Raw genomic sequence first — 26,729 nt, forward strand, 5'->3', positions numbered from 1 at the left:
GTTTTTATCGAAGCATTAAGTATCACCCCAGCTCCCGCCGGTAATGCACAGCAATGGCACCATTGCGCAGTGGCTTCGCCGAGATCAGCGTCAGTTTGCGCGTACTGGGTAAGCCACTTTGGAACAGCGTTGGACCATGGCCGGCGATTCTGGGATGGACCAGAAAAATGTACTCGTCAATCAGGTCGAGCCGGTCCAATTCGGTGGCCAGTTGACCGCTGCCGACGAGAACGCCCGCCGGGGTTTCGTCTTTCAGCTTTTGCACGCTCGAACCCAGGTCGCCACTGATGTGGTGACTGTTGGTCCAGGGGAAATCTGAGCGCGTTTTGGACACCACATACTTTGGCTGCTGTTCCAGTTTCACCGCCCATTGGTGTATGGCTGGCGGCGCTTCAACGTCGCCACGCGCCACTGCTGGCCAATAGCCTTCCATCATCTCGTAGGTGAGCCGACCCCACAGCATGGCACCGCTGTCATCCATCATCTGGGTGAAGAAGGCGTGCGTTTCGTCGTCGGCAATGCCCTCAAGATGGTCGACGCAGCCGTCCAGAGTGAGATTAAGGCTGAAGGTTAAAAGTCCCATTTTAATAACTCCGTATTAGGCATTTCGGTATCAATTTTCCGGCTGCGCCTACTGGTCTTTAGGCCTGATTATAGGCTTCTTCAAGCGGTGCAATTTCGAGCTTCACCATGGTCATCATGGCGTCCATAACGGCCTGGACTTTCTTGGGGTTGGTGTCGTTGATCAGTTCCATAAAACGCTTGGGCACGATCTGCCAGGTCACGCCGAAGGGGTCGGTAATCCAGCCGCACTGCAAAGTCGTGGCGCCGGCATCGAGCAGCTTGTTCCAGTACTCGTCCACCTCAGCCTGGTCTTCGCAATTCACGTACAACGAAAACCCCTGAGAGAATTGAAAATAAGGCCCGCCGTTATAGCCCATAAAGGACTGTCCACCAACCACGAACTCGGCAGACGTCACCGGGCCGTCATCGCCGGTACGCGCCATGGTGGTGACTTTGGAGTCTGGAAAGGTCGCCGTATAAAAGGCGATGGCGGCCTCGAGTTGGTCGTTGAACATCAAAAAAGGAGTGACTTTCGACATGGCGTTTAATCCTATGCTTAGGCTTCCAAGTTGGAAACGACGCAGCATAGTCGAACGGAAGGCAGAGAAATCGACATCAACGAAACCCCGGACTAATGTGTGCCTAAAGAGCGCGGCTTTGCACGCAAGGGGATTGTGATGACAAGAGTGACCGGAATTGGCGGCATATTTATCCGCGCCGAAGACCCAAAAGCCTTAGGTGACTGGTACAAGACGCACCTGGGTATCGATGTTCAAAGCTGGGGCGGCACCGCTTTTCGTTGGGTCGATGCCGATGGCAAACCCACGGCAGGAACGACCACCTGGTCCGTCGGCGATGGCAGCTACTTCTCCCCCAGCCATGCCAGCTTTATGGTGAATTATCGGGTGGCCGATCTGCATGCCTTATTGAACCAATTGCGCGCGGAAGGTTGCCAGGTTATCGACCAGACGGACGAATCTGAATTCGGTAAGTTCGGTTGGGTGATGGACCCGGAAGGTAACAAGGTAGAGTTGTGGGAGCCGCCGGAGGGGCAGTAAGCCAATGCCTCTGCCTTAACCTACTTATTCCCGGCAGGCACTTCAGCAGACGCTATTGTTATTGGAGCTTGAGCAACGAAGTATTTACTATCCGCGCTCGGTTTGGCGCGGCGTAAGTCGAGCTACCTTTAATAACCATTCCAATAAGCGTTCTATCACAGTGAAACCAGAAACCATGACGTTGTCTCGATCTCCTTTGGCGTTAGTGCCTTTGTTATTGTTCCTGCTGCTCTTTGTCGGCAGTGGTCTTTGGTATCAGGCGCAGGGCGTCGACATGCCTTTCTATCAGATCAGTGCACCGGTGGCGATTCTGCCTGCCATTGCTCTGGCGTTGCTGTTGGCGCACGGGCGTTTCAGCGAACGGCTCGATGCCTTTGTTGCGGGCGTGGCCGACAACACCATCATCACCATGGTGTTGATCTACCTGCTCGCCGGCGCCTTTGCCAGCGTCACAGCGGCCATTGGCGGTGTCGATGCCACCGTAAACTGGGCTTTGAGCGTGGTGCCGCCGGCGTTAATTCTGCCGGGGCTCTTTGTCGTTACCGCCTTTGTTGCCACTGCCATGGGTACCTCCATGGGCACTATTTCAGCGATAGCGCCTTTGGCGATTGGTGTGGCTGGCGCGACCGAATTGCCGCTGCTGCTGACCGTCGGCACCGTGGTCGGCGGCGCCATGTTTGGCGATAACCTGTCGATCATTTCCGACACCACCATCGCCGCGACCCGCACCCAGGGTTGCGATATGCGCGATAAATTCCGCATGAATTTTAAGATTGCCTTGCCGGCGGCCTTAGTCACCCTGGTTTGGTTATTTGCCTTAAGCAGTCGCGCTCAGTTGGGCGAATTGCCCGAGCCCGAGCTGATTAAAATGCTGCCTTATCTGCTGGTATTGGGTTTGGCCGTGGCCGGCGTGAATGTTTTTCTGGTGTTGTTCAGCGGCCTGCTGGTATCGGGTGTGATTGGACTGGCGAGTGTCGAGGGATTTAGCGTCGCCACCTGGTCCGCGAAGATTTACGACGGCTACAGCGGTATGCAGGAAATTCTGATTCTGTCGTTGCTGATCGGTGGCCTGGCGGCGCTGATGAAACGCGAAGGTGGTTTGGATTGGTTGATCGGTCGCATCGAATGGATCAGCCGCGCCCTGGGTGCCAAAACCGATTCACAGCGCGCAGGTGAACTGAGCATCAGCGCCTCGGTTGCGCTGACTAACCTGTGCACCGCCAACAACACCGTTGCGATTTTGATCAACGGCTCGGTCGCCAAAGAACTGGCGCAACGCTACAAAGTCGACCCACGCCGCAGCGCCAGCTTGTTGGATATCTTCTCTTGTGTGGTCCAGGGTCTGTTGCCATACGGCGCACAGATTCTGTTGGCAGCGTCGCTGGCGGGCGTCTCGCCCTTGGCGCTGGTGACCGAGGTTCGTTACAACTGGGTGTTGGCACTGGCGGCGTTGTTGTCGATTGCCTTTGCCTGGCCGAAGGCGAAAGCGAAATAGGCGTTATAATTAACTCATTATACCGAGTCATCCCGGCCTTGAGCCGGGATCTTTATTTCATAACAACCACCCTTGCTACCGGTTGCTTTCTTACTCGGCACTCATCCACAAATATTAATATCGGCTAAACTGTCACTGCCCTTATAAAAATACCAAAGGCAGCCTATGAAACGCCTACTAACCCTTCTTGCGCTGGCAATACCAATGGTTGCGCTGGCTGATTGGCCGCTCGACGTGACGCTTGGTTTTGAATCTCATACCGGTGGTGATCGCTGGGACAGCATTGAGCGTTCAGGTGAACCGGATCGGGATATAGACCTGGGAGATGGGCTTTATTTCTATGGCGGTGCGGTTGCCTTGCTACCCGAGTTACCCATTGATGGCCGTTTGGAGCTGCGCTCGCGTTTAGGGGTAAAAACGGTGATGGGCGAAAGCGATAACGACCGTTACTCCAAACTGTCATATCCATTGGAGCTGGGCATTCGTTATACCAACGACTGTGCCTTGTTCAGCGCCTTAGGCTGTGGCTTTTATGTTGAGGCGGGCGCCGTCAAAGAGTTGTCTGCACAATACACTGTTCGTGGTGGCCAACACCGCGATGATGAGTTTGATACACCGCCGGCGTTTAGCCTTCGTACAGGCTGGTTTATTTTTTACCTCGGTTATTGGTTTCAGACCTACGAGATCAATGGCGAAAGTCACGACGCTTCATCGCTGAATTTCGGAATCGAAGTGCCAATAACAGGTTATTAAAACGGATCTTCTTTATCGGGGAGGTCAACAACAATTTTCCGGCTGCCACAAAGCCGGCAGTGGGTCTCGATTATCAGCTTGTAGTCCACAAAGAATGTCAGCACCCGTAGAAAAATCGGTATAACGATGACAAGAGCCATAAGTCCAGTAATGAGGCCGGAGCCGCTTCGTAAAATGAAAATGCCATAAACGCGCCGGTGCTCTCCAAACTCGCCCGATAACATAGAAGACCAAAGCGCTGCGGTTAAGCCCCAGGCAATTAACAAAAGTACGACCAGAAAAAAGCCACCAACAATAGCAATACCAAAGACGTCAGCCGGATTCGCCTTAAAGTGGACTTTCGGTCTGCTGATCTTGCCACAGCATCGATAATTCATGTTTTACCAACCAAAGGTGGTCTCGACAATTCGCCAGCGTTGATGCGGCCGCCGACATCAGTGCCACCAAACAGGGCGACCCAGAGTTGCACCGTTAACCGCTCTATTGAGTCAGGTTTACTGATCAAAATGATCGGTATCTACTGACCCATACACCTCATTGATACGTGGCTGAATGAACCAAATGCCGAGTGGTAAAATCCACAGCAGTATCAAAGTGCCGAGTTGCGACCGGAATTTTATCGGTTCGCCTTTCTCGAAAGTAACGAGGTTCTTAGCAATAAAATAAGAGCCATAGAGTATGCAGTACGAACCAAACATCTGGAGCAGGAACAATAATCGTCCGATTCCTCCCCCATTTTCATTAGTCAGAGCTAGGACCGTCAGCAACGGATAAGTGATGAAAAGAGCGGCGCTATAGATGACGCTAAACTTGAAGAATTTAACCTTGGGGCGGATCTCGGATTGAATGCGCTGGTTGATACCGACACCCAATGTCCAAATCCAGAACAGATACGCGACGCCACCGATCAGCATGGCACCCAAGAAGATAATCAAAAATAGTTTGGGGTCGCTATAGATAAGACCCAGAAAAAATTTAAACATTACCAACTGAGTAACAATGGGGATACCGACTAGAAAGGAAAACACCTGCCATGCTTTTGCTTTAAGAAAAAAATCCATCATTGCTCCTTGGATCTGCACTCAGCCTGGACGCGGCTGAACAGTAAGCGACTTGTTTCAGTCATCTATTCTTGCCCATTCTTCAATACCCCGTCTGAGTTAAAAGCAACCAGCAGGTAAAGCAAAGAATAGCTAAGGCCTGAAATAATACTGCATATTTTGCGATTGGATATGAGTAACTGTGCCACGTATAGAACAGTAAGCTAAGCGGCAGTCCAACAAATACTAGCAATTCCCCAAAACCGGGCGTACCTGTTGAAGGGGTTAATGGCGATACCAGTCCAACTCCGTACAAGAACCAGGCGAGGGCATTGCTTACTAATCTTAGTGCTTTGCTTATTTGACTGGCCATTATTTAGTCCGATGCATTAGCCCGATGTCTGGTGGCCTGGTCAAAAACCGGCAATTATTGGTTTGTCTTTGCTGGTGTCATTGTGCACCGATTCCAGCTTTAAGAATTTTTGATGCGCTTGTTGGCTCTGCCACACTTCGGCGACCCAAAAGGCATCTTCGTCGCTCGAAACTTTGGCAACCACCTAGTTTAGGCAAGCTGGCATGCTTACAACGCCATTCAGCAATATACCCGACAAAGCCTCACCCTGGCCCGGCTGGGCTAACAGTTTTCCGATCAAGCCGTACATTGTTCTTTCTCCTAGAGTTTTCGTGGTGAGTAAACGGCTAACGTTCACCTTCTAATTCATGCCATACCCGAAGAATGATAATCGTGGTGTTATGCACTGAGTAGCGAACAATGTATTTACCGAAAACAATGTCTCGAATTGAACCATGGACGGGGGCCAGCTCAACTGGCGTTCCTATATCTGGAAAGTCAGGCAGTGACGTGACTTTCTCAAGCAACTCTGTAGCGATTCTTGAAGCAGCAGACGGATGATGAACGGCGATGAACTCTCTAAGTCGTTTCAAATCTGCAATGGCTACATCCGTGTAAACCAATTTCACTGATCGACCTCCGGTGCATCCTGCTCGCGGTCGCTTCCCCAACTATTCAACCAAGTATGAACCTCGCCGGCATCAACGACCTTTCCTTGGGCAGCGGATTCCATTGCTTCCAGTGTCTGCTGCCAGCGCGCCTGCTCCAGTTGCTGTTTTTCGATGTACTCCGACAATGCTTGGTTTATGACCCAGCCTTTACTGCGATGAAGCTGTTTAGCGATGGTTTCCAAATGCTGTTCAATCTCAGCCTGAAGGCGAACAGTGGTGACGCTCATAAGGTACCCTCCCATTAGGTAACTACAATGTATTACATCATAGTGTGACTGGGGAGCAAAGCATAAGAGGTGGTTGGTATAGCTGTGGGAAGTGGGCCCCGCGCCACCACAGAAACTCCGGCCCACAACATTATGAATGAAACTAATAATGACGTGATATTTCCTCACTTTTGTTCAATATGGATTCCGCCTAGACTTCCTCTCCTTCTGAAGGCAATTCACCTAAGAGTCGCTCGGCCAAAGCCGGGCAACTGACCAAGCCCCGCAGCGAGCCGTACCTTCAGCGCTTAACACCAGTATCAGGATGACTATTGCAATGAGCAGTGAGTTTGGGTTCACCATCAACAGCCTTCGTTTCGATGAGAACTACCAACCAGCGGACAGCACCCGCATGACCACCAATTTTGCCAACCTGGCCAGAGGCGAGCGTCGTCAGGAAAATTTGCAGAATACTCTGCGCATGATTAACAACCGCTTCAACGCGCTGGCGCACTGGGATAACCCAACCGCCGATCGCTACTCGGTCGAGCTGGACATCATTTCCATCGATATCGATGTGGAAGGCAATGGCAAAACCTTTCCCACCATGGAAGTGCTGAAAACCAATATCGTTGATCACAAAACCAACTCGCGTATTGACGGCATTGTCGGCAATAACTTCTCGTCCTACGTGCGCGACTACGATTTCAGTGTCTTGCTGCTGGAGCACAATAAAGACAGACCAAAGTTCAGCGTGCCGGAAAACTTTGGTGACCTGCACGGCAAGATGTTCCAGTCGTTCCTGAATTCCGCCGTTTATCAAGAAAACTTCAGCAAGCTGCCGGTTGTTTGCCTGAGCGTTTCAACGACCAAAACCTATTTCCGGACAGATAACCACCACCCGGTACTGGGCGTTGAATACAAGCAGGATGAGTATTCGTTGACCGACGAATACTTCGGCAAAATGGGCATGAAAGTGCGCTACTTTATGCCGCCTAACAGCCAGGCACCGCTGGCCTTTTATTTCTGTGGCGATTTATTGAGTGACTATTCCGATCTGGAGCTGATCAGCACCATCAGCACCATGGAATCATTCCAGAAGATCTATCGCCCGGAAATCTACAACGCCAACTCGACAGCGGCACAGACTTATCAGCCGAGCTTAAAGTACCAGGATTACTCGCTCACACAGATTGTTTACGATCGGGAAGAGCGCAGTCAGTTGGCGGTGAAGCAGGGGAAATTCGCCGAAGAGCACTTTATTAAACCCTACCAGAACATTCTCGATCACTGGGCCGCGAACAAAGCTGCCTGATTAACTGAATAGATAAGACGACACCTATGAAACGATTACTACCAACCTCAACCGCCGGCAGTCTGCCGAAACCTTCCTGGCTCGCCGAGCCCGAAAAACTCTGGTCGCCCTGGAAGCTGGAAGGTGAAGAACTGGTCGATGGCAAACTGGACGCGTTGAAAATATCGCTGCACGAACAACAGCGCGCCGGTATCGACATCGTCAGCGATGGCGAGCAAACCCGCCAACACTTTGTAACCACCTTTATTGAACACCTCGATGGCGTCGATTTCGAAAAGCGCGAGACCGTACGAATTCGCGACCGCTACGATGCCAGCGTGCCATCGGTCGTCGGCGCGGTCAGTCGGCAAAAGCCGGTCTTTGTTGAAGACGCCAGGTTCCTGCGGAAACAGACCGACCAACCGATTAAGTGGGCACTGCCGGGCCCGATGACGATGATCGACACGCTCTACGATGGTCACTACAAAAGCCGCGAAAAACTGGCCTGGGAATTTGCCAAAATCCTTAACCAGGAAGCCAAAGAATTAGCGGCCGCCGGCGTTGATATCATTCAGTTCGATGAGCCGGCGTTCAACGTCTTCTTCGACGAAGTGAATGACTGGGGTATTGCTGCGCTGGAAAAAGCCATCGAAGGGCTGGAGTGCGAAACCGGCGTTCACATCTGCTACGGTTACGGTATTAAAGCCAACACCGACTGGAAGAAAACGCTTGGCTCCGAGTGGCGCCAATACGAAGAGATCTTCCCCAAGCTGCAGGCGTCGAATATCGATATCGTTTCATTGGAATGCCAGAACTCGCGCGTTCCTATGGATTTAATTGAATTGATTCGCGGTAAGAAAGTGATGGTCGGCGCTATCGATGTGGCGACTAACACGGTCGAAACGCCAGAGGAAGTCGCCGCGACCTTAAGAAAGGCGCTGCAGTTTGTCGATGCCGAAAACCTCTACCCCTGCACCAACTGCGGCATGACGCCGCTGTCTCGCCAGGTCGCTCGCGGCAAGCTGGAAGCTTTAAGCGCTGGTGCTGCCATCGTTCGCCAAGAGCTTTCCAGCTAAGCGCGCTTGCCGCACCCTTTGGCGCTCTGCCGTTCCTACACAGGTGCAACAAACGGCCGTCGAACACCGGCGGCCGTCTCATCCCAAACTCAATCGAACGGCACCGACGATTCAGGAGTTACCATGTCCCTTCTCAGCGCAGCGGTCGAGCCACTGCAATTTCGTGAAGCGCTCGGGCACTTTGCCTCGGGCATTACCGTTATTACCTCACAGCATGAAGACGAGCCAGTCGGCTTCACTTGTCAATCTTTCTACAGCGTATCGATGGAACCGCCTTTGGTGTCATTCAGCGTCATGTCGCGTTCGCTCAGCTATCCGAAAATCCGTCGCGCCGGTCGCTTTGCCGTCAATATTCTCAGCGGTGATCAGCAAAGTATTTCCAACCAGTTTGCCCAGCGAGGCAACGACAAATGGCGCGATGTGGACTGGCAAAGGTCGCCTCTGGGTAATCCGCTGATTGCCGGCAGCCTGCATTGGCTCGATTGTGAAATTCACACCGAACACGCCGCCGGCGATCATCTGATTGTGCTGGGTGAAGTCAAGGCGCTGAATCTGAATGAGCCCGCATCCGAGCCACTGCTGTATTTTAAAGGGCAATATCGCAGTTTGGCTGGTTAGAGTGTGAGCTAAGTATTGGGTAATCCGTTAGCTCTTAGCTGGCGTTATGACGGCTCAATGTAATGACCAGGCAACGCCTAATCTGCAGTCCGCGCAAAATTGAAGTTTGCTCTTCTTTTAACAGTGCGCTTAACAGTGCGCTGATAAAAGCCGTCTTATTATCAAAATCTGTTTTAAGTGAAGCTCAGCGTGATCAGAGCACTGTAAAATGGTAGCCGGTGACCGAGGCAAGGGTAAGGGAGCGTGTTGCAAAAAGGCTGTCTGCAGCCCGCTAAAAGGCCGGCACCAGTATCATCCAGTGCCGGCGTTGACCGCTGCTCACTTTAAACGCGCGAACTGGAAATGAGGGTGGATTGAATGTCTGGCAAGTCCTTCACGACTTTTGCGTAAGCCAGCGACATGCTGCCCGCATCGATGTTGGAAACTCGCCATTGACCATCGTTCAGCGTGAGAGACCAGATGGTGTTGACCTCTTTGTATCGCTTGCTGCCTTCAACCACTTTTCCCGTGTTTATATTCTGCAGATAGTCTTTCATCCTGGCTCGAACGGATATCACAACCATTGAATCTTCGTGTTCCTGACCACGATTGCGGTGCACAAATAGCAAAGGCTTGATATATGAGATCTTCTTCACATCGCACACATTTTTAAGGCCATCTCTTTTCCAGCGTTCAAGATGTACCAATTGTTGGTTCTGCCAGTACCAGTCCGTCATCCATTCCTTGGCGCTGGATAAATCTTCGTCGTCCCAGCCGGAGTGGATGCGGAAAAAACAGTCCTTCAACCGTTCCTGTATTTTCAGCCATTCAAAATCGGAACTGTGCATAGACATAAAGCGAAGGTCTTTTCGGGTACGTTGCTCCGCACGTTTCTCCCGCATATAGACATAAATAATGATCGGAAGAAAAATGATCGTCAGGATGAAAAGCCCAATACGGCCCCAAAACGACTCGAACGCAGCGCTGGCTATTTTTCCGCCCGGTCCGGCAAAGGCTGGTTCAGAGAGTACTAATATAGAGAGCACGACCAGAGCCACGAGGGCCAGTTTGTTTTGCTTCATGTCGGTTCCTTCTGTTTCACCGCGCATTGCCAATGGTCCAAGCCAGGCAATATAGACGATATACGCTGGCAGTGCCGTTTTGTGGTTCTGAAAGCATAGAATATTTACCGGGTCTGGCGGCATTCGTCTAGGGCTAACCAGGCTGGGTTAGAGTGGAACAAGTGAACGGCCTGTTGGCGATTTAAAACGAATGCTAAGCCGGGTGCCCGCTTAAACAACCGGAGCCCCTTCCGGATATTGCGGCAAGCCATCAGAAAGAGTGACCCAGCTCTGTTTGGACGACACCCAAAAATGCATATCCGGTTTAAACAGCGACGGGTCATCGAGGCTGCCCACCGTCAGGCCCATTACCCCAGCGGCCGCTCGCCGGGAGAACACACTGGCACCACATTGTGAACAGAAGCCGCGCTCTAAGGTTTCAGATGAATGGTAGGTGCTCACAGAGCCGGTGATAGAAACGTCTTCAATACGCATCAGCACGCGAGCATTAAAGGCTGCGCCGATGGCTTTCTGGCACAGACGGCAATGACAGATTCGCTGGTTTAACGGCTCCGCCGTGGTTTCGTAGCGAATGGCGTTGCACAAACAGCCGCCGGTAAATTTGCTCATTATTAAGCCTCCTCACTGTTGTTTGGTACTGTGATCAGTGACTTAGATTGGATGGGTTCGGTGGTCACTGATGAGTCGCAGAGTTGATCAGCTTATGGACTTCTTCTACAGCTTGATCACCAAGTTCTAACGGGCAACCCCAATAGTCAAAAATACCGTCTCGATTGGTATTCTGGCCACACACAACAAATAAACCCGTTCCCAATTCTCGTTTTAGATGGTTTGCCAACCAGCCTATGAAACCACTATTGTCCGAGCAGCCATCAAAATGAAAAGAGAAAATTTTAAACAGTTCTTTCGATGGCTCAGTTGTTGGGACGAGCTGACTCCAAACTTCATCGTCGCGAACCAAACATAGAGCATCCTGGTTGGCCTTATCACGAAAATCGGATAACGGAAATTCTTCGAAACTGTAGGCGCCGGGATATACTTTAAAATCTGTTTCAGAAATGACGGCTCGAAGTCGCTTCTCGGTCTGTTCTGGAGTCTCTTTGCTGATTTGGACCATTGTTTACCTGCTGATCGTTACTCGCTGGGTGTTTGCCGTGCCTGATCTAACTTAGGCGCACTGGAAAAATAGGAGCGGAAGGCATCATAGCACTACCGTGGCCAAGGTGAGCATACGACGCTCGTGAGCTATAGTCATCGATAACACATAGCAAGGCCGGATTAACCAGATACCATCCGAGATTTTGGATTAAAGGCGTTTGCGCGTTTGCGTGGACATTCACCGTAAGCCTTTCTTAGAGTGGGTGCCTTGTTAACTCTCGCCTTTATCCTCTCGAATTGCTCACCTCAATAAGCATGTTTTTAGCCTTGGCGTTATTTAAAATTTTCCCAGCCAGACCCATTCCAAAAATAGCCATCAATGCTGTTACCGTGCATTTCGTCGTACCAATTGCAGGCGACGGCGATCATGTTGGTGAGAGACTCCGGCGGCCAGTGCTCTGCTGTCTTTTTCATCTTATCCAGGCATTTGCGTTTGTTGTCTGGGCTGGTATAGGCAAAGACCATCACTTTAATGGGCGCCGCCATATTCAGTACTTTTTTAAAGTCGTACAACACCATCTCTATAGTTGTATCAGGCGATAGCTGCTTGCCCCATTCGCACTCAAGAGCGAGGAGAATGCGTCCATATTCATCGTGGTAGGTATAGTCACATAAGAACTCACGCTTTGAATCGGGCTCGCCTTTCGCACCCTTGTTCCAAAACGATTGATCTGTTTCAGGAGAACTCCTTCTTTGGTTCTTGCACGCTTTGTCGGCTGCCTCGAATATTCGATGCGTATCGACTTGGTTCGGTGTTTTTCCCTGGATGACCTTCGCTTTGGAGTTGTCTAGGTGGTCTCTGAAATCGGCGTAAAAGGTGGTTTTGTTAAATGCCAAAACGGGCCTCGCTGAGCGATGTGTTTGTGTGAGCTGACCGGGCAGGCGTACTAAAGTGAATCGCCCGGATGAATGGCTTAATGGGCGTTTCCAGCCAGGCAGCGAACCTTTTGTCAGATATATGCAGCACGTCACACTTTTTAACGATATTTCTAAAAAGTCAAACGGATAGTCAAACGAAAATTCAAACGGCCACCCCTTAAGCTTCGGTTCTGGAAAGAGCGAGGTAACATCCTCTGTTTCTCGCTCTGTTTATCTACTTAAAAGGAACGGCGAGGCCAACCCATGATCACTCACCCAAAACGGTCGTTTTACTACGGCCTGATGACCCTGCTGTGTGCCGTTGTAGCACTGGCTGGTTGCAATGAAAGCACCACACCCAAACCGACTCCCAAACCCCCGGCCGAGCTGCGCTTTTTCATTATCGGAACGGTCTCCGGTTTAGCACCAGACGACCAATTAACTGTCAAACTGAATAACGATGAAGAGCTCCCGATCACCGAAAACGGTGAATTCAAATTCAAAACCCGTTTGGAAACCGGCGACGATTACAGCATAGAAATCGCCCAACAGCCGGCCACTCAGGAATGCAGTCTTGAGGAGGAGCATAAGCAAGGCCAGGTCGGCAATGACAACGTCACCGACATTCGCATCGAGTGTGTCGATGTTCCAACTTTCACCATCAGCGGCAGCATCGATAATTTGTTGGGCACACTCGAACTGCAATTGAACGACGGTGAACCGCTGGCAATCACTCAGAATGCTGAACCCGCCGGTGAGGCCAAGTTTCATTTTTCCACCCAGCCGTTAAAACAAGGCGTGGACTATTCCGTTCGCATCGCTCGTCAGCCGGAAAGCCAAAGCTGCACCTTCATCGGTGAACACAGCGGCACCATTGAAAGTGACGACATCGACAATCTGTCCATCGCCTGCGCATTCGTAGCAACCTTTGATATCGGCGGCCAGGTGAACGGCCTGGGTGACAGCAGCAACACAGTGAGGTTGAAACTGAGCATTGCCGACGAAGGCGAGCCCAGCCAAACACACGACATTACCGGCAACAATGAAGCATCCATCGGCTTTACGTTTGCTAACCCAATCAAACAGGGCGCTCAGTATTCGCTCAGCGTTGAGAAACAGCCGGACAACAAAATCTGCACCCCGACCCTGGCAACCAGCTCCGGCCAAATGGGAGCACAGGCCATTGATGATCTGTCGGTCGAATGCATAACCCCGCCTACCTACAACGTGGGTGGCAAGGTGTATGGGTTAGGTGGAAACAGCAACCAACTGACACTGAAACTCAGCTATGGCGATAACAAAAGCGAAACAAAAACACTCACTGGCAACGGCAATGCCTATTTCACCTTTGCGTTTAACACCAAGCTCAGAGACAAAGTTCAGTACAGCGTTAGTATTGACGGAAAACCGGAGAGTAAAGCTTGCTCCATAAAAAATAACGTAGGTGCCATCGATGGCAAAATGGTGGATGACCTGCTTATCGAATGCGCAACCACTTACAGCATCGGCGGAACGGTCCAGAACCTCCTTGGCTCACTGACACTGCAATTAGTATCAGGCGAAAATGCCAAACCAGACACACTCACCCTAAACACCGGTGAGACTGAATTTACCTTTTCCCGCAGACTGCACGCAGGCACCGAATATACCGTCAGCGTAGCCAAACAGCCGGATAACCAGCAGTGCATCATCGACGGTGGAAACAACGTCGTTCAAAACAGCAATCAACTGAGTATTACCAGTGTCAAAGTAACCTGCGCTGCACTTCAGGCCGCTGAATTAAATTTAACGCCCGCTGCCACCAAAATAAAAACCTTTAACTTCTCTTGGGACCACGTTAACGGTGCCGACTATTACCGACTGGAGGAAAGTTTGGGTTCGGCAGACTATGTACCCATAACCGACGAGGATATTCCGGCCAGCCAAGCGGACGCGAATGGTAAAATAGAAAGTCGCCAACACAGCGTACCGCTGTATGCGCTGACCAACGCTCGATACTCACTCAAAACCTGTTACCAACGGACTAACCAGAACGACGCCTGCGTCAGCCAAGTTCTGCCTTTTGACTACACGAGTCAGAAATCCCTGGTCCCTGCCATTGGCTATGTGAAGGCGAGTAATACGCAGAGTGAAGACCGGTTCGCTTCCAGCGTCAGTCTGAACAAAGCTGGCACGGTGATGGCGGTGGGGGCAACGGGGGAAGACAGCGGGCTGAGCGATAACCAAGCAGACAACAGCAAACCCGATGCCGGCGCCGTCTATATCTACATAAAAGACGATCAGGGCATTTGGCAGTATTCCACTTATTTGAAAGCGGGCGATATTCGGGCCAGCGCTCAATTTGGCAATTCAGTCAGCCTAAACGCAGACGGTACACTCTTGGCCGTGGGAGCATATCGCTATAGTGGGAGTACGGCGTCCGGGGTAGGTGCCGTCTATCTATTCCAATACAGCGATGGTAAATGGCAGAAAATAAAAGATTTAACCTCCGGTTCGCCCACGAGCAGTGGCCATTTCGGCTTCTCAGTCAGCCTGAATGCCGCGGGCACGGTGCTGGCGGTGGGCGCGAAAGAGGAAAACAAGGTTTACATTTTTAAACCAAAAGAGGGCACGGGTTGGACACAATTTGGAGACGCGCTCTCGGTTGCCGGTACGGGCCAATTCGGTTTCAGTGTCAGTTTAAACGACGCAGGCACGGCGTTGGCCATTGGTGCACCAAAAGCAAATAATTTGGCGGGTACTGCTTACCTGTTCAAAGAAGTCAACGGCAGTTGGTCGCAACAAGGCGAGGCGATTACAGCTCGTTTTCCTAATGAGCGTGACCTCTTCGGAGATGCCGTCAGCCTGAATGCGGCGGGCAATTTGTTAGCTGTGGGCGCCCCTTTGGAGGACGGCGATGCCATCGGATTACAGCAGCCCGAAGTCGGCAATACAAACACCAGCGAACAATCTGGCGCGGCGTATCTCTTTGCCATTGACAGCAATGGTCAACATGAGCAAGTGGCCTATATTAAAGCGAGTAATACCGACAAAGAGAATATGTTTGGAGGAACGCTAAGCCTCAGCGATGACGGGACCCGTCTGGTTGTTGGTACAAACTCTTTCTATAGGCATCTTTATGGCACTACAGACGGCCGAGCCGGTTCAGAGTCCGGCCTCGGTACCGGTCTGAATGGCAATAGCCAGCAAAACCCGGTCCCTTCTGATGAGAGCTATTGGTCAGGCGCTGCCTACAGCTATGTTCTGCGCAATAACCAATGGCAGTTTGAAAGTTATATAAAAGCAAAAAACCCTGGAAAACTGGATCTCTTCGGCAGCGCGGTTGACCTCAGCGGCGACGGCCTAACCTTGGGCGTTGGTGCAATGTTTGAAAGTGGAAGTGGTAAAAACGTCAACCCGAGTAATGATGACCTGGCCATCGGCGCCGGCGCTGTTTACCTCTACTAATACCCAGCTCAACCCAACCGGGTCCGCCTAAAAAGCGGAGCCGGTTTTTTTGTTTCCGTTTGGCTGTTCCCAACTACCAGGACATATATGTCCTGTTAACTGCCATCCTATTAGCTGCCAGCAGGTTCTCGCTTACAGCGAATGGACAGCCATCCAGACATGGCCGTCCAGATCCTTGAACGTGGCCGAGTATCCCCACGATTCCCTTTCCGGACCGGCGGCAATTTCTCCTCCAGCGGCTCGAACTCTACTCACGAGTGAATCCACTTCTGCCTCAGAGCTGGCGGGAAGTGACAGGATGCACTCGGAGACTTCCTTCGGCGCGACTTCGTGAACTACCTGGACACCCACCTTAAGCCTTGACACCTAGGCTCTACAGCGCCAACATCAGACTACTGTATATTTATCAGGGTCGATGGATATGCCTAAACCAAGGAAGAGTCTCATCTCACTCGAAGCAACACCCTATTACCACTGCGTCTCCCGCTGTGTACGGCGAGCGTTTCTGTGTGGTCTGGATCAGCAGACAGGCGTGGACTACGAACACCGGCGCGGCTGGATCGAAAATCGAATACTAGAGTTGGCCCAAGTCTTTGCGCTGGATGTTTGTGCCTATGCGGTGATGTCCAATCACTATCATATTGTGCTCCATATCAATGCGGATAAGGCTAAAGCTTGGAGCACGAGTGAAGTGATTGGCCGATGGCACACCTTGTTCAATGGAACCACCCTGACACACCGGTATTTAACCCGTTCCCTTCAAACGGAAGCCGAAATCGAAGCTGTAGAAAGCCTGGTTGTACAGTGGCGCGACCATCTGATGGACATCAGCTGGTTTATGCGGGTATTGAACGAAGGCATTGCCCGGCAAGCGAATGCGGAAGATCAGTGCACAGGCCGCTTCTGGGAAGGTCGTTTTAAATCTCAAGCGCTACTAGATGAAAGGGCGCTAGCCGCTTGCTTAGCGTATGTCGATCTCAATCCCATCAGAGCCAAAATGGCCAATAGCCCGGAACGGTCAGACTATACCTCAGCACAACAACGGATTAGGAAAGTACAAACCAGTGACAACTCAACTCGACCGGAGCAACCGAAAGAACTACACCCTTTTGCTGGGTACCACCGCCAGGATATGCCGGCAGGCTTACCTTTTCGGCTTCAAGATTACCTGGAACTGTTGGATTGGACAGGACGGCAAATTCGCAAAAATAAACGAGGCCGTATGGATGATTCGCTTCCGCCGATTTTGGAGCGACTCAATATCGATACTGACAAATGGCTCTATACTTCAACGCACTTCGAAAGCTCATTTAAGAATTTAGTTGGCTCAACACATTCGTTGATCAGTGCATGCCAAAAGTTAGGGTACCAACGAACGCCAGGGCGCTCTGCTTCGGTACTGTTGACTCAATAATACAAGCCTTAAAACTTCCGCCTACTGATCTTCTTCAGTGTTTCGTTGTGCCTGAAATCCGGTAATAACGCTGCGTATACACTCCACATTAGGATTGGACGAATTAACCATTAATACGGCAACTGAAACGTGTTGCATGTTTGAAGTTTTAAGCGCCGTCTACGCTATGTTGGGTTGACCTGCCCCCAAGATTCACTCCAGCGGCGTCCTAGTAATGTCCGTTACGTTTGAACCTTTTGTCGCCTTTCGAACCATCGCTGCAAACTCCAAAGGCGTTTGATAATCCAGCGATGAGTGCGGTCGGCATTCATTGTAATCCAGTCGCCAACGGTTGATTTCGTCCCGCGCATGCGCCAAGTCTCGGAACCAATGTTCATTAAGACATTCGTCCCGGAACTTCCCATTAAAACTCTCGATGTAACCATTTTGCGTGGGCTTTCCCGGCTGGATCAATTTCAGCTCTACGCCGTTGTCATACGCCCATTGATCCAACGCCTTGCCCGTAAACTCCGGACCTTGATCGGTTCTGATCGCCTTCGGATAGCCTCTGAAAGCGGCAATGGCATCGAGTGTTCGAACCACTTGGTTACCGGTTATTCCCATGGCAACCGGAATATCCAGGCACTCCTTGGTGAAGTCATCCACGATGGTCAGGCATTTGATGCGACGACCCGTGGCCAACGCATCCATGACAAAATCCATTGACCAGGTGTGGTTCGGCGCTTCAGGTAATATCAGCGGCTGTCGCTCAACCATCACGCCGTGACGGCGCTTGCGTTTGCGAACCGCCAGTCCGGCTTCGCGATACAGTCGGTAGACCTTCTTGTGGTTCACCTCCGTTCCCTCTCGACGCAACATCTGATGGACCCGCCGGTAACCGAGCCGGCGACGCTCATAGGCAATGGATCGAATGCGATCTGACAACACCCGATCCTCTACAGACAGCCTGGGCTGATACCTTAAGGTGGCGCGGGATAACCCGACGAGTGAACAGGCTTTGCGCTCCGATACCTGGGTTTGTAAGAGCATGGAGCGTACCGCCTCGCGCTTGTTCTCGACGGTCAGTACTTTCGGTTCAGCGCTACCTTCAGGGCTTCGGTATCCAGCATGGACTCGGCCAGCAGCTTTTTAAGCCGGGCGTTCTCGTCTTCCAAGGCTTTGAGGCGACGGGCCTCAGAGACTTCAAGGCCGCCGTACTTCTTCCGCCAGGTATAAAAGGTGGCATCCGAGATACTGTACTTCCGGCACAGCTCTTTGACGGGCAAACCCGCTTCGGCTTCCTTCAGGATGGGGATGATCTGTTCTTCGGTGAATCGCTTCTTCATGTTCATCGTCCTCTCTGGTGATGAACATTACTAAGTTCGCTTTGGATTAGAAAGTTGGGGGCAGGTCAGGGTGTCCTTTTAGCTTTTTATCCTTTTAGCTTTTTATAATGGCAGTGACAAAATAAAACAAAGGCGTTGGGCTTTCGCCCAACCTGAAGGGCTGCTATGCCTTGACTATGGTCGGGCGTCCATATATGTCCAGTTAGCTGTTAACTGCACCAGCATCGATAAGCTTGTCTCAATAGTTGTCCAGTATCGTCTGGTGGTCACAATTAAAATCGGGCTAAAAACTTGGGAAAACTGGAAGTAGTGGGTTAGTTGGAGTGAATCTTAGGAGTGATCATAGGCCTTTAGTAGTTTTCCAATGAGTTCAGGTATTCATTAAATAATGTTATGAAAATCTCATCTATCAGTATCAATATAGAAAAATAGACGAAGTAGTTGTCGTACTTGTAATCGATATCTACTAAGGTATTTAACGTTGGTAGGTTTTGCTGATAAGATAATGTGTTGTGTGCAATTTTATTTCGATGGCGATACAAGTGTTTGGTATACATGTCGACAAGTGAGTTTCGATTACTAACAGGACTGGGTAGCTGGCTTTTGTCAGTGAATAAATTAGATTTGTCTTTAATGAAAAAGACTTCGGATACTAGACTCCAAATTGCTCTGTAATCATTGAAACTTCTCTGTGCCCAAATCATTAAGTTTGAGTTAAAAAATGAATTTTCTACCTGCATAGTGGTATCGGATAAGATTTTTGATTTATTGATGGATGATGGATTAAAAGATCTATTTTTTACTTTTTCTATTTGATCGATTAGGTCTTTGTATACGCTTGTCTTCTCTTGGTAGCTAGAACATTCGCCTAGAGGTTTTTTGGAATATCTTTTATATCGATATTCGTAATTGTTTGTTGCCATCTCCCAAGTGATAGATTTCATTTTCTGCTCTAGTGCACCTGTCATTTTCAAAAAAACCGACTGCATAATGTAATCACATAAAGGGAATGTCTCGATTCCGTCGCTTGTACTATTTGTAGCAGAGGCGGCATCTTCAAGCATGGTTGATATTGAGGATAAAATGAAATTATTATTAGTCATTGGTTAGGTAGTATCCATATATTTTTATTGATTCTTTGATTCGATTTCTTAGATGGCCCAGGTTGTTCGGGTTTTTCTGATGAGATGGATCATTTTTGAATTTTGAAATGGAGTTTTCTAGGTCTTTTGCTAGTTTACTTGAGTTGGATGTATCTATATTTTCATTGAGAAATAGAGCGTAATAGACTATCCCAAACAAATGCATGTCCATTTCGATTATAGAAGAGAAGTTTCTGAAATAACCTAGATCCTGGAGGTAGACCTCTAGTTTGTGAAGCCCGGTGTGATAATTTTTATTCGGAAATATATCTGAGAATTTTCCGAATATAGATGAAACTTCGTCATTGATTGAAGTATAAATATATTCTTCGTAGTATTTTTCCATTCTTTGTTTGTAACTTCTGGCTACTTTCTTTTCATCTCCATTTTCGTGGTACTGTGCCAGCAATGATAGATATCTTATGAAATCTGATTTCGTTGTGTTGTTGAATATTTTTATTGATATTTTTTTAGAGAAATCAGGGGAAAATAGGTTAACCAAGCTCTGGTCGAGAAAGTATAGTGAAGCTCTGCTTTCCTGTGGTAGCAATGGTTCGCCTTGGATATTAATATTCCTGAAAACTGAGGAGTAGTATCTTTGTTGTTCGTTTTCATCAAGTGTTTTTGGAACAAGGTATGAAAATCCTAAGAAATTATTGTCAAGAAAATCATCGGTCAAATTTAATGTGGTTGATTTGTAGTTGTTATCTAATATGTTGCTTAGTATTTCTTCCTTGCTTTTTCCTTTTTCTGTTAAGGAATTGATATTCCATTCCAAAATGTTATCAAATTGTTCCTCTTCATTGGGATTGTCATTGTCATTAGCAAACTCCTCTATGGCCTTTCTGTATGTGCTAATGTCAGGGTATAAACCCAGATATGCTAGTACGATGCTTGTGATTCTCTGTTGTCCATCGAGAATTAAATTAGTATTTTCTCCATTTGAATTAAAAGATCCAATCGTGATTGGAGGTACAAACTGGTTTTTTCTGAATGTATCAATCAAGGTTTCTACTTTATTTTCACTCCAGACAAAATACCGTTGGTAGTCGGGGAGGATGATGTTTCGCTTCAGTATAAGTTTAATCCAATGTTTCAGGGAGTACTCCCCATAGTAAACTCTGTTGTTCATTAAATTTCCTTTTGGTTTTGGATTTGGTTTCTACCTGAATTATTACCTATTGTTATAGCTGATCTTATAGTTTGGTGTTATCTAGGTGTATTCGCTTGGCCGGCTATAGATTAATGAATATTTTATTTTCATATAAAGGCGTAGCCCGTAAGTAAGGAGTTTTCAATCTCCTAATGCACTCATTTAATTTATAATTCAGTGACGACGCTGAAAACTAAATAATTTTGCTTTAAAACGCTACCGCCCGGCCAGCTACAAGGCACACCAATTCCTCGAGTTGTAACCGCATACAGCAGTTTCGACAGAATGCCTTCACTCTGTGATGAGGTTCAAGAAAGACAGGCGCGTTTGTGTCCGCTTTTGGGAAGGGAATTGCTTGGAAGAGGTAGCGGGAGTTATCCAGAATCAGGCATTTCCGAATAAAACTCCCACTAATACAACAACTTATAAAGCCACTTATAGATCTGGTTCAGCCCGCCCTCTAAACCGCCGCCGAATGCCTCTGTTCGCTCTGCTCCAAATACCCATCAAAAGCCGCACACACCGCTCTAACCAACGGGCGCCCAGTCTCGGTCAACTGAATCCGCCAACCCTCTACTTCCACAATGCCGTCACCGGTCATTTCGCGAACTCGGTCTAACTCCGGTAGAAACCGATCCGGGAAGCTGTGGTGTTGGGCGCAGACGTCGTTTAGGTCTACTGATAGGTCGCACATTAGGCGGTTGATGATGTCGCGGCGCAGGGTGTCTTCGGCATCGACAGCGACGCCTTTGGCGAGGGCGCTTTGGCCTTGGGCGATGGCTTTGCGCCAGTCGCCGACGCCGGTGAGGTTTTGGGCGTAGCCCTGCGGCAGTGAGGAAATGGCTGAGGGGCCAAAGGCGATTAGGGCTTCGGCGTTGTCGGTGGTGTAGCCCTGGAAGTTGCGGTGCAGTTTGCCGTTGCGCTGGGCGATGGCGAGGCTGTCGTTGGCGTGGGCGAAGTGGTCGAGGCCGATGGCCTGGTAGCCGTGGGCGGCCAGGCGGTTTTGGATGGCTTCGTATTGCGCCCAGCGGTCTTCTACGCCCGGCAGGCTGTCGGTGGCGATGACTTGCTGGTGTTTCTTCATCCAGGGGACGTGGGCGTAGCCGAATATCGACAGGCGGTCTGGGCGCAGGCCGATGGTTTGGTCGACGGTGTCGATCAGGGTTGCGACGCTCTGGTTGGGCAGGCCGTACATCAGGTCGACGTTGATGCCGTTAATACCTTTGGCGCGCAGTTGCTCGATGATGGCGGCGACTTCCTCGAGGCTTTGTTCGCGGTTGACGGCTTTTTGTACCGCCGGGTTGAAGTCCTGGATGCCGATGCTGGCGCGGTTGAAACCGTTGGCAGCCATGGCGTCGATAAAGGCCTCGGTCGAGGTGCGCGGGTCCATTTCCAGAGCGACTTCGGCGTCCGGCAAAATATCCAGTCGGCTGCGCAGCTGGTCCATGATGCGGGTTAAATCGGCGGCGGAAAGGATGGTCGGGCTGCCGCCGCCGAAGTGCAGATGGGCGACTTTAAAGCGTTGGCCTGGCGGCAACAGTGACAGGCGCTGGTCGATTTCTTCGAGCAGTAAGTCGACGTATTGGCCGACCGGTTGGTAGCGATGGGTGATCTGCGTATTGCAGCCGCAAAACCAACACATTTTTTCGCAGTAGGGCACGTGCAGGTAGAGCGACAGCGGTTGTTCTGGGTCCAGTTCGCCCAGCCATTGGCTCAGCTGTTCGCCGTCGATTCCAGAGTGAAAATGCGGCGCAGTGGGGTAGCTGGTGTAGCGTGGCAGGCGCAGATCGTATTTTTCGTAGAGGGCGAGTTGCATGGCGAGCGGACCGGCTTCTGTGAGTTCAGTAATGGAATGGCGGCAGTGTGCCGCCTTCCGCTCGGTCGCGTTTTGATATGGGTCAAGGTTGGGATGGCCGCCCGGTCAGGCGGGCCAGTCTTGCTGGAAGCGCAGCGTTTGTTCCAGTGCTTTGTAGCATTCACATACTTGGCTGACAAAGTGGCTGTCTTGGGCCAGGGCGGTGGGGAAGACAGCGCTTTGTGCGAAGAAGGCTGCAACCAGCGCTGCCACCTCGCTGTGTTGCTGATGCAGTTGCGCCAGGTCGTCGGCCAGCGGGTCGCTCACCGGGTAGCTTTGGCCGGCTAAATCGACACCCTGGCAGTAGCGAATCCAGGCGGCGATGCCGAGCGCGGTGCAGGGCAGGTCGGCGTCTTTCTGGCGCTGCTCTTGAGCACCGCTTAACCAACGTTGCGGCAGCTTCTGCGAGCCGTCCATAGCGATTTGATGCAGCCGGTGGTTCAGGCTGTCGTTGGCAAAACGTTGCAGCAGTTTATCGCAGTAGTCGTGCAGGTCGGTGCCTTCGGGCATGGACAAAGTCGGCGCGGCTTCGCTCAACATATAGCGACGCAGGAAGTCGCGAATGGTGGCGTTGCCCACGGTGTCGGCGACGGTTTCGAAACCGGCCAGGCTGCCCAGATAAGCCAGCAACGAATGGCTGCCGTTGAGCAGGCGCAGTTTCATGGTCTCGAATGGCGCTACGTCGGCGACCATTTGCACGCCGTCTTCCTGCCAGTCGGGGCGGCCGCTGGGGAAGTGATCTTCGATAACCCATTGAGTAAAGGCTTCGCTGACCACGGCGTTGTGGTCGTCGATGCCCAGGGTTTTCAGGCGCTCGAATTCGGCGTCGGTCATGGCCGGTACGATGCGGTCGACCATGCTCGACGGAAAGGCGACTTCGTCGGCAATCCATTGCGCCAAATCGGCGTCGTGCAGCGCAGCCAATTGCATAACGGCGCTGCGCGTACGTGCGCCGTTATGCGGCATGTTGTCGCAACTGAGCACGGTGAAAGGCGCGGTGTCGGCGGCACGACGGCGGCGCAGTGCTGCCACCAGAATGCCCGGCGCAGTGCGTGGTTGTTGCGGGTTTTTAATGTCGGCGGCCAGGTCGTCGGCGTCGGTTAATAAACGGCCTTCGGCAGGGCTTAAAAAGTAGCCCTTTTCGGTGACCGTTAAGGTGACGATGTGCACCGACGGGTCGCTCAGTTGTTCGAGCAATGCATCCAGGTCGCGGCCCCAGTTGCCGTTACTGTCGCGGCCGCTGAACAGGGTGCGCTGAATGCTGTCGATGCTGTTGATCTGGTAATGTTCGCGGTCGGAAAACGCCACCAGATGATAGCGATAATCGGCCGTTGCCAGGTCGTCGACCAGCGTTGCGTTGGAGCGTAAGTTAGCCGCGCAAATACCCCAGCCGGTATCGCCGGTGCGGTCGCAATAAGCCTGCACATAGGCCGCCTGATGGGCGCGATGAAAAGCGCCCAGGCCCAGATGAACGATGCCAATATCTGAAGTCATAAATCCGAACTCACCAACCGCTGTTACCAATGCCAGAGCGTGCCGTCTTCCAGTCGGTTGACCGGCAGGCTGGCGCGTTTGTAGGGGTATTGTTTGGCTTTTTCTTCGTCGATATCGACGCCATGTCCGGGCGTTTCACCGACAATAAAGTGGCCGTCTTCAAAACGATAATCGTGCGGGAAGACTTCATCGGTCAGCGCTTCGTGTGGCATGTGTTCCTGAATGCCGAAGTTGGGCACCCAGGTATCGAAATGCACGGCAGCGCCGAGGCAAACCGGCGACAAGTCAGTGGCACCATGGAAGCCGGTACGGATGTGGTACAGCGACGCCAGATCGGCAATGCGGCGCACATGAGTAATGCCGCCGGCGTGGCTCAGCGGCGCGCGCACGTAGTCGATCCATTGGTTAACAATGAGTTCGCGGTAATCGTGAATGGTGTTGAACACTTCACCGAGCGCCAGCGGTGTGGTGGTGTGTTCGCGAATCAGTTTGAAACCTTCGGGGTTTTCGGCGGCAACGCAGTCTTCGAGCCAGAATAATTTATAGCGTTCGACTTCTTTGCCCAGACGCGCCGCTTCGATGGGCGTGAGGCGATGGTGAACGTCGTGCAGCACATGCAGATCGTCACCGAATTTTTCCCGCACCGCAGCGAACAACTTGGGCGCGTGGTTCAGGTATTTGGAAGTGTTCCAAACGTGCTCGGCCGGCAGGTCGGCATCGGCTGGCTCGTAACGTTCGCCGGCTTTTTTGGCGACGCCGTAGGTGGTGGCAATGCCGGGTACGCCGGCCTGAACGCGTACCGCCAGGTAGCCGGCATCGACTGCCTTTTGCACTTCGGCCAGGCAACCGTCGATGTCCTGGCCGGTGCAGTGGGCGTAAGTCATCACACGCTCACGGCTTTTACCGCCAAGCAATTGATACAACGGCATTTGCGCGGCCTTGGCTTTGATGTCCCACAGCGCAATATCGACCGCGGAAATGGCGGCCATGGTGACCGGACCACGACGCCAGTACGGGCCGCGATAGAGGTATTGCCAAATGTCTTCAATCTGGCTGGCGTCACGACCGATCAAAGCCGGAATAACGTGCTCTTCCAGGTAGCCGACCACGGCCATTTCACGGCCGTTCAAGGTGGCGTCGCCAATTCCATAAATGCCCGACTCCGTGACGATCTTGAGCGTGACAAAATTGCGTCCCGGTGCCGAGACGATCAAATAAGCATCGCTGATTCTCATGTGCTTTCCTTTCGTTGTCCGCGTTAAAAAGAACGCTTAACGTTCGAATAAATAACGCTGGACGTTGTCGTAACAAACCGCACGTACCATTTCACCGATGCGGTCGATATCGTTGGGCAATTCGCCGTCGGTCATTAACTGGCCGAGGCGATTGCACAGAATGCGGCGGTAATAATCGTGGCGCGAAAACGACAGCAGCGAGCGCGAATCGGTGAGCATACCGACGGCGTGGCGCAGCAACCCGAATTGCATTTGCGTCATCAGTTGGCGTTCGATGCCATCGCGTTGATCGTTGAACCACCAGGCAGCACCGAACTGCACTTTGCCGGCGATGCCGTCGCTTTGATAACTGCTCGCTAGGGCAGCCAGCATTTCGTTATCGCGCGGGTTGAGGTTGTACAAAACGGTGCGCGGCAGCTGGTTGTCGGCATCGAGCGCGTCCATAAACTGCGCCAGCGGTTCGGCGTAGGTGACATCGCCAATGGCGTCGAAACCACTGTTAATGCCGACGTTTTTTAGACCACGCTGACTGAGGTTGCGTTGCGCGCCGAGGTGCAATTGCATCACCCAACCGCGTTGCGCGTATTGACGGCCGAGCCAGACCAAAACGGCGCTGGTAAAGCCGACGCTTTCATCGCTGGACAGTGGCTCGCCGCGACGGGCTTTGTCGAGAATGTGGTTCAGTTCGGTGGTTGACGGCGGCGTCATAAACACCGGTTTTTCCAGGCTGTGATCGGACAGACAGCAGCCGTGGTCGGCGAAGAAATCGAGCCGCTGATGCAGCGCTGCCGTCAGGTCGTCGAAGCCTTTGATATCGATGCCGCTGGCGGCTTCGAGACGTTGCAGGTAGGCATCGAAATCCGGGTGTTCGGGCTTGTAAACGGTGTCCGGACGGAAGGTCGGCAACATGGTCGGGCCGTTACCGCTTTTGGCGTGCTGGCGGTGTTTGGCCAGGTCGTCGACCGGATCGTCAGTGGTGCACAGTTCGCGCACATTGAACTGTTTCAAAATGCCTTGCGGGCTGAGTTCCGGCTTTGCCAGCGCGGCGCGCGAGCGTTGCCACACATCGTCGGCGGTTTCTGGCGACAGCAGTACATCATCAATGCCCAGCGGAAAACGCAGCTCTAAATGCGTCCAGTGATAGAGCGGATTGCCCAGGCAGTCGGGCACGGTTTCGGCCCAGGCCTGGAAGCGTTCGCGGTCGCCGACATCGCCGGTAATGCGCTGCTCTGCAATGCCGGCGGTGCGCATAGCGCGCCACTTGTAATGGTCGCCGGCGAGCCACAGCGGCGTCAGGTTGTCGAAGGCCTTGTTGTCGGCAATTTCCACCGGGCTTAGGTGCGAGTGGTAATCGCAGATCGGCATGTGCACGGCGTGATCGTGGTACAGCCGTTTAGCTGCCGCGTTGCCGAGCAAAAAGTCCGGGCCGATGAAAGGGGGTTGCGATTGTGCAGTCATGT

26 protein-coding genes are annotated in these 26,729 nt (G+C 51.5%); 8 read left to right on the plus strand and 18 right to left on the minus strand.

From position 1 onward, the window contains the following. Positions 1–22 precede the first annotated feature (22 nt). Together ABMA60_RS15410 and ABMA60_RS15415 are read right to left on the minus strand one after the other, a co-directional pair. Entirely contained in the window at positions 23–583 is a 561-nt protein-coding gene (locus ABMA60_RS15410; RefSeq protein WP_392804807.1) for a dihydrofolate reductase family protein, read from the minus strand. 58 nt (positions 584–641) lie between these two features. Continuing rightward, complete coding sequence (locus tag ABMA60_RS15415; RefSeq protein ID WP_392804809.1) at positions 642–1,103, minus strand: VOC family protein; 462 nt, start codon at positions 1,101–1,103, stop codon at positions 642–644. A 138-nt stretch (positions 1,104–1,241) separates the two neighbouring features. Between ABMA60_RS15415 and ABMA60_RS15420 the strand changes: the two genes are divergently transcribed. From ABMA60_RS15420 to ABMA60_RS15430, 3 genes are all read left to right on the plus strand, one after another. Beyond that, on the plus strand, positions 1,242–1,622 hold the full coding sequence (locus tag ABMA60_RS15420; protein ID WP_392804811.1) for a VOC family protein: 381 nt from the start codon (positions 1,242–1,244) through the stop codon (positions 1,620–1,622). A 175-nt stretch (positions 1,623–1,797) separates the two neighbouring features. Next, positions 1,798–3,117: a Na+/H+ antiporter NhaC family protein gene (locus ABMA60_RS15425; protein ID WP_392804813.1), complete on the plus strand. Its 1,320-nt coding sequence runs from the start codon at positions 1,798–1,800 to the stop codon at positions 3,115–3,117. A gap of 165 nt (positions 3,118–3,282) precedes the next feature. Beyond that, a complete protein-coding gene (locus ABMA60_RS15430; protein ID WP_392804816.1) occupies positions 3,283–3,870 on the plus strand; it encodes a hypothetical protein in 588 nt (195 codons plus the stop codon). On the opposite strand, the gene ABMA60_RS15435 is transcribed toward ABMA60_RS15430, so the two are convergent. The 4 genes from ABMA60_RS15435 to ABMA60_RS15450 all read right to left on the minus strand — a co-directional run bounded on the left by ABMA60_RS15435 (position 3,867) and on the right by ABMA60_RS15450 (position 6,160). Continuing rightward, entirely contained in the window at positions 3,867–4,247 is a 381-nt protein-coding gene (locus ABMA60_RS15435; RefSeq protein WP_392804819.1) for a hypothetical protein, read from the minus strand. The two genes, ABMA60_RS15430 and ABMA60_RS15435, sit on opposite strands and share 4 nt — an antisense overlap. A gap of 117 nt (positions 4,248–4,364) precedes the next feature. Further along, positions 4,365–4,931 carry a hypothetical protein gene (locus tag ABMA60_RS15440; RefSeq protein ID WP_392804821.1) on the minus strand — a complete coding sequence of 189 codons (567 nt, stop codon included), beginning with the start codon at positions 4,929–4,931 and terminating at the stop codon, positions 4,365–4,367. Positions 4,932–5,609: 678 nt separating this feature from the next. Beyond that, positions 5,610–5,891, minus strand: coding sequence for a type II toxin-antitoxin system RelE/ParE family toxin (locus ABMA60_RS15445; RefSeq protein WP_392804823.1), 282 nt, complete (start codon positions 5,889–5,891; stop codon positions 5,610–5,612). After that, positions 5,888–6,160: a CopG family ribbon-helix-helix protein gene (locus ABMA60_RS15450; RefSeq protein WP_392804826.1), complete on the minus strand. Its 273-nt coding sequence runs from the start codon at positions 6,158–6,160 to the stop codon at positions 5,888–5,890. The genes ABMA60_RS15445 and ABMA60_RS15450 overlap by 4 nt, the downstream gene beginning before the upstream one ends. A gap of 316 nt (positions 6,161–6,476) precedes the next feature. Between ABMA60_RS15450 and ABMA60_RS15455 the strand changes: the two genes are divergently transcribed. From ABMA60_RS15455 to ABMA60_RS15465, 3 genes are all read left to right on the plus strand, one after another. After that, entirely contained in the window at positions 6,477–7,454 is a 978-nt protein-coding gene (locus tag ABMA60_RS15455) for a DUF1852 domain-containing protein (RefSeq protein ID WP_392804828.1), read from the plus strand. A gap of 26 nt (positions 7,455–7,480) precedes the next feature. Then, positions 7,481–8,509, plus strand: a complete 1,029-nt coding sequence (locus ABMA60_RS15460) for a methionine synthase (RefSeq protein ID WP_392804831.1) — start codon at positions 7,481–7,483, stop codon at positions 8,507–8,509. Between the two features lie 123 nt (positions 8,510–8,632). Beyond that, the gene (locus ABMA60_RS15465; RefSeq protein ID WP_392804833.1) at positions 8,633–9,127 is read left to right on the plus strand and encodes a flavin reductase family protein; all 495 of its coding nucleotides are present in this window, start codon (positions 8,633–8,635) and stop codon (positions 9,125–9,127) included. A 323-nt stretch (positions 9,128–9,450) separates the two neighbouring features. Here ABMA60_RS15465 and ABMA60_RS15470 read toward each other — a convergent pair whose 3' ends face one another. The 4 genes from ABMA60_RS15470 to ABMA60_RS15485 all read right to left on the minus strand — a co-directional run bounded on the left by ABMA60_RS15470 (position 9,451) and on the right by ABMA60_RS15485 (position 12,183). Continuing rightward, positions 9,451–10,188, minus strand: coding sequence for a Tim44-like domain-containing protein (locus ABMA60_RS15470; protein WP_392804836.1), 738 nt, complete (start codon positions 10,186–10,188; stop codon positions 9,451–9,453). 210 nt (positions 10,189–10,398) lie between these two features. After that, complete coding sequence (locus ABMA60_RS15475) at positions 10,399–10,797, minus strand: GFA family protein (protein WP_392804839.1); 399 nt, start codon at positions 10,795–10,797, stop codon at positions 10,399–10,401. Positions 10,798–10,861: 64 nt separating this feature from the next. Continuing rightward, positions 10,862–11,305, minus strand: coding sequence for a DUF6196 family protein (locus ABMA60_RS15480; RefSeq protein WP_392804842.1), 444 nt, complete (start codon positions 11,303–11,305; stop codon positions 10,862–10,864). A 314-nt stretch (positions 11,306–11,619) separates the two neighbouring features. Further along, on the minus strand, positions 11,620–12,183 hold the full coding sequence (locus tag ABMA60_RS15485) for a hypothetical protein (protein WP_392804845.1): 564 nt from the start codon (positions 12,181–12,183) through the stop codon (positions 11,620–11,622). Positions 12,184–12,468: 285 nt separating this feature from the next. Between ABMA60_RS15485 and ABMA60_RS15490 the strand changes: the two genes are divergently transcribed. Next, positions 12,469–15,651, plus strand: coding sequence for a hypothetical protein (locus ABMA60_RS15490; RefSeq protein WP_392804848.1), 3,183 nt, complete (start codon positions 12,469–12,471; stop codon positions 15,649–15,651). A gap of 132 nt (positions 15,652–15,783) precedes the next feature. Here the strand turns inward: ABMA60_RS15490 and ABMA60_RS15495 are convergent, their stop codons facing one another. Further along, positions 15,784–16,017: a VOC family protein gene (locus tag ABMA60_RS15495; RefSeq protein WP_392804850.1), complete on the minus strand. Its 234-nt coding sequence runs from the start codon at positions 16,015–16,017 to the stop codon at positions 15,784–15,786. 166 nt (positions 16,018–16,183) lie between these two features. On the opposite strand from ABMA60_RS15495, the gene ABMA60_RS15500 reads away from it, so the two are divergent. After that, positions 16,184–17,065 (plus strand): transposase, encoded by an 882-nt coding sequence (locus tag ABMA60_RS15500; RefSeq protein WP_392804853.1) that lies wholly within the window; start codon positions 16,184–16,186, stop codon positions 17,063–17,065. A 192-nt stretch (positions 17,066–17,257) separates the two neighbouring features. On the opposite strand, the gene ABMA60_RS15505 is transcribed toward ABMA60_RS15500, so the two are convergent. The 7 genes from ABMA60_RS15505 to uxaC form a co-directional block, all read right to left on the minus strand. Further along, a protein-coding gene (locus tag ABMA60_RS15505; protein WP_392805021.1) for an IS3 family transposase occupies positions 17,258–18,390 on the minus strand; the annotation gives its coding sequence in 2 pieces (ribosomal slippage) (positions 17,258–18,147 and positions 18,147–18,390; 1,134 coding nt in all). A gap of 350 nt (positions 18,391–18,740) precedes the next feature. Further along, positions 18,741–19,493, minus strand: a complete 753-nt coding sequence (locus ABMA60_RS15510) for a hypothetical protein (protein WP_392804856.1) — start codon at positions 19,491–19,493, stop codon at positions 18,741–18,743. Then, the gene (locus ABMA60_RS15515) at positions 19,486–20,664 is read right to left on the minus strand and encodes a DUF262 domain-containing protein (protein WP_392804859.1); all 1,179 of its coding nucleotides are present in this window, start codon (positions 20,662–20,664) and stop codon (positions 19,486–19,488) included. Before ABMA60_RS15515 ends, ABMA60_RS15510 begins: the two co-directional genes overlap by 8 nt. Before the next feature lie 481 nt (positions 20,665–21,145). Then, positions 21,146–22,501 carry an oxygen-independent coproporphyrinogen III oxidase gene (gene hemN, locus ABMA60_RS15520; protein WP_392804861.1) on the minus strand — a complete coding sequence of 452 codons (1,356 nt, stop codon included), beginning with the start codon at positions 22,499–22,501 and terminating at the stop codon, positions 21,146–21,148. Positions 22,502–22,606: 105 nt separating this feature from the next. Beyond that, positions 22,607–24,034, minus strand: coding sequence for a mannitol dehydrogenase family protein (locus ABMA60_RS15525; RefSeq protein WP_392804864.1), 1,428 nt, complete (start codon positions 24,032–24,034; stop codon positions 22,607–22,609). A gap of 23 nt (positions 24,035–24,057) precedes the next feature. Then, entirely contained in the window at positions 24,058–25,269 is a 1,212-nt protein-coding gene (manD, locus tag ABMA60_RS15530; RefSeq protein ID WP_392804867.1) for a D-mannonate dehydratase ManD, read from the minus strand. 36 nt (positions 25,270–25,305) lie between these two features. Continuing rightward, positions 25,306–26,727, minus strand: a complete 1,422-nt coding sequence (gene uxaC / locus ABMA60_RS15535) for a glucuronate isomerase (RefSeq protein ID WP_392804870.1) — start codon at positions 26,725–26,727, stop codon at positions 25,306–25,308. Positions 26,728–26,729: the final 2 nt, after the last annotated feature.

The organism is Saccharospirillum sp. HFRX-2, from assembly GCF_043196805.1.
In the GTDB taxonomy this organism is placed as follows: domain Bacteria; phylum Pseudomonadota; class Gammaproteobacteria; order Pseudomonadales; family Natronospirillaceae; genus Saccharospirillum.

Bases quoted from the DNA above. Each gene is read 5' to 3' on its own strand.
- ABMA60_RS15510 (WP_392804856.1), bottom strand. From the start codon at position 19,493: ATGACTAATAATAATTTCATTTTATCCTCAATATCAACCATGCTTGAA.
- ABMA60_RS15470 (WP_392804836.1), bottom strand. From the start codon at position 10,188: ATGAAGCAAAACAAACTGGCCCTCGTGGCTCTGGTCGTGCTCTCTATA.
- ABMA60_RS15410 (WP_392804807.1), bottom strand. From the start codon at position 583: ATGGGACTTTTAACCTTCAGCCTTAATCTCACTCTGGACGGCTGCGTC.
- ABMA60_RS15525 (WP_392804864.1), bottom strand. From the start codon at position 24,034: ATGACTTCAGATATTGGCATCGTTCATCTGGGCCTGGGCGCTTTTCAT.
- hemN (WP_392804861.1), bottom strand. From the start codon at position 22,501: ATGCAACTCGCCCTCTACGAAAAATACGATCTGCGCCTGCCACGCTAC.
- ABMA60_RS15465 (WP_392804833.1), top strand. From the start codon at position 8,633: ATGTCCCTTCTCAGCGCAGCGGTCGAGCCACTGCAATTTCGTGAAGCG.
- ABMA60_RS15420 (WP_392804811.1), top strand. From the start codon at position 1,242: ATGACAAGAGTGACCGGAATTGGCGGCATATTTATCCGCGCCGAAGAC.
- uxaC (WP_392804870.1), bottom strand. From the start codon at position 26,727: ATGACTGCACAATCGCAACCCCCTTTCATCGGCCCGGACTTTTTGCTC.
- ABMA60_RS15475 (WP_392804839.1), bottom strand. From the start codon at position 10,797: ATGAGCAAATTTACCGGCGGCTGTTTGTGCAACGCCATTCGCTACGAA.
- ABMA60_RS15430 (WP_392804816.1), top strand. From the start codon at position 3,283: ATGAAACGCCTACTAACCCTTCTTGCGCTGGCAATACCAATGGTTGCG.
- ABMA60_RS15425 (WP_392804813.1), top strand. From the start codon at position 1,798: ATGACGTTGTCTCGATCTCCTTTGGCGTTAGTGCCTTTGTTATTGTTC.
- ABMA60_RS15460 (WP_392804831.1), top strand. From the start codon at position 7,481: ATGAAACGATTACTACCAACCTCAACCGCCGGCAGTCTGCCGAAACCT.
- ABMA60_RS15480 (WP_392804842.1), bottom strand. From the start codon at position 11,305: ATGGTCCAAATCAGCAAAGAGACTCCAGAACAGACCGAGAAGCGACTT.
- ABMA60_RS15450 (WP_392804826.1), bottom strand. From the start codon at position 6,160: ATGAGCGTCACCACTGTTCGCCTTCAGGCTGAGATTGAACAGCATTTG.
- ABMA60_RS15440 (WP_392804821.1), bottom strand. From the start codon at position 4,931: ATGGATTTTTTTCTTAAAGCAAAAGCATGGCAGGTGTTTTCCTTTCTA.
- ABMA60_RS15415 (WP_392804809.1), bottom strand. From the start codon at position 1,103: ATGTCGAAAGTCACTCCTTTTTTGATGTTCAACGACCAACTCGAGGCC.
- ABMA60_RS15435 (WP_392804819.1), bottom strand. From the start codon at position 4,247: ATGAATTATCGATGCTGTGGCAAGATCAGCAGACCGAAAGTCCACTTT.
- ABMA60_RS15455 (WP_392804828.1), top strand. From the start codon at position 6,477: ATGAGCAGTGAGTTTGGGTTCACCATCAACAGCCTTCGTTTCGATGAG.
- manD (WP_392804867.1), bottom strand. From the start codon at position 25,269: ATGAGAATCAGCGATGCTTATTTGATCGTCTCGGCACCGGGACGCAAT.
- ABMA60_RS15490 (WP_392804848.1), top strand. From the start codon at position 12,469: ATGATCACTCACCCAAAACGGTCGTTTTACTACGGCCTGATGACCCTG.
- ABMA60_RS15515 (WP_392804859.1), bottom strand. From the start codon at position 20,664: ATGAACAACAGAGTTTACTATGGGGAGTACTCCCTGAAACATTGGATT.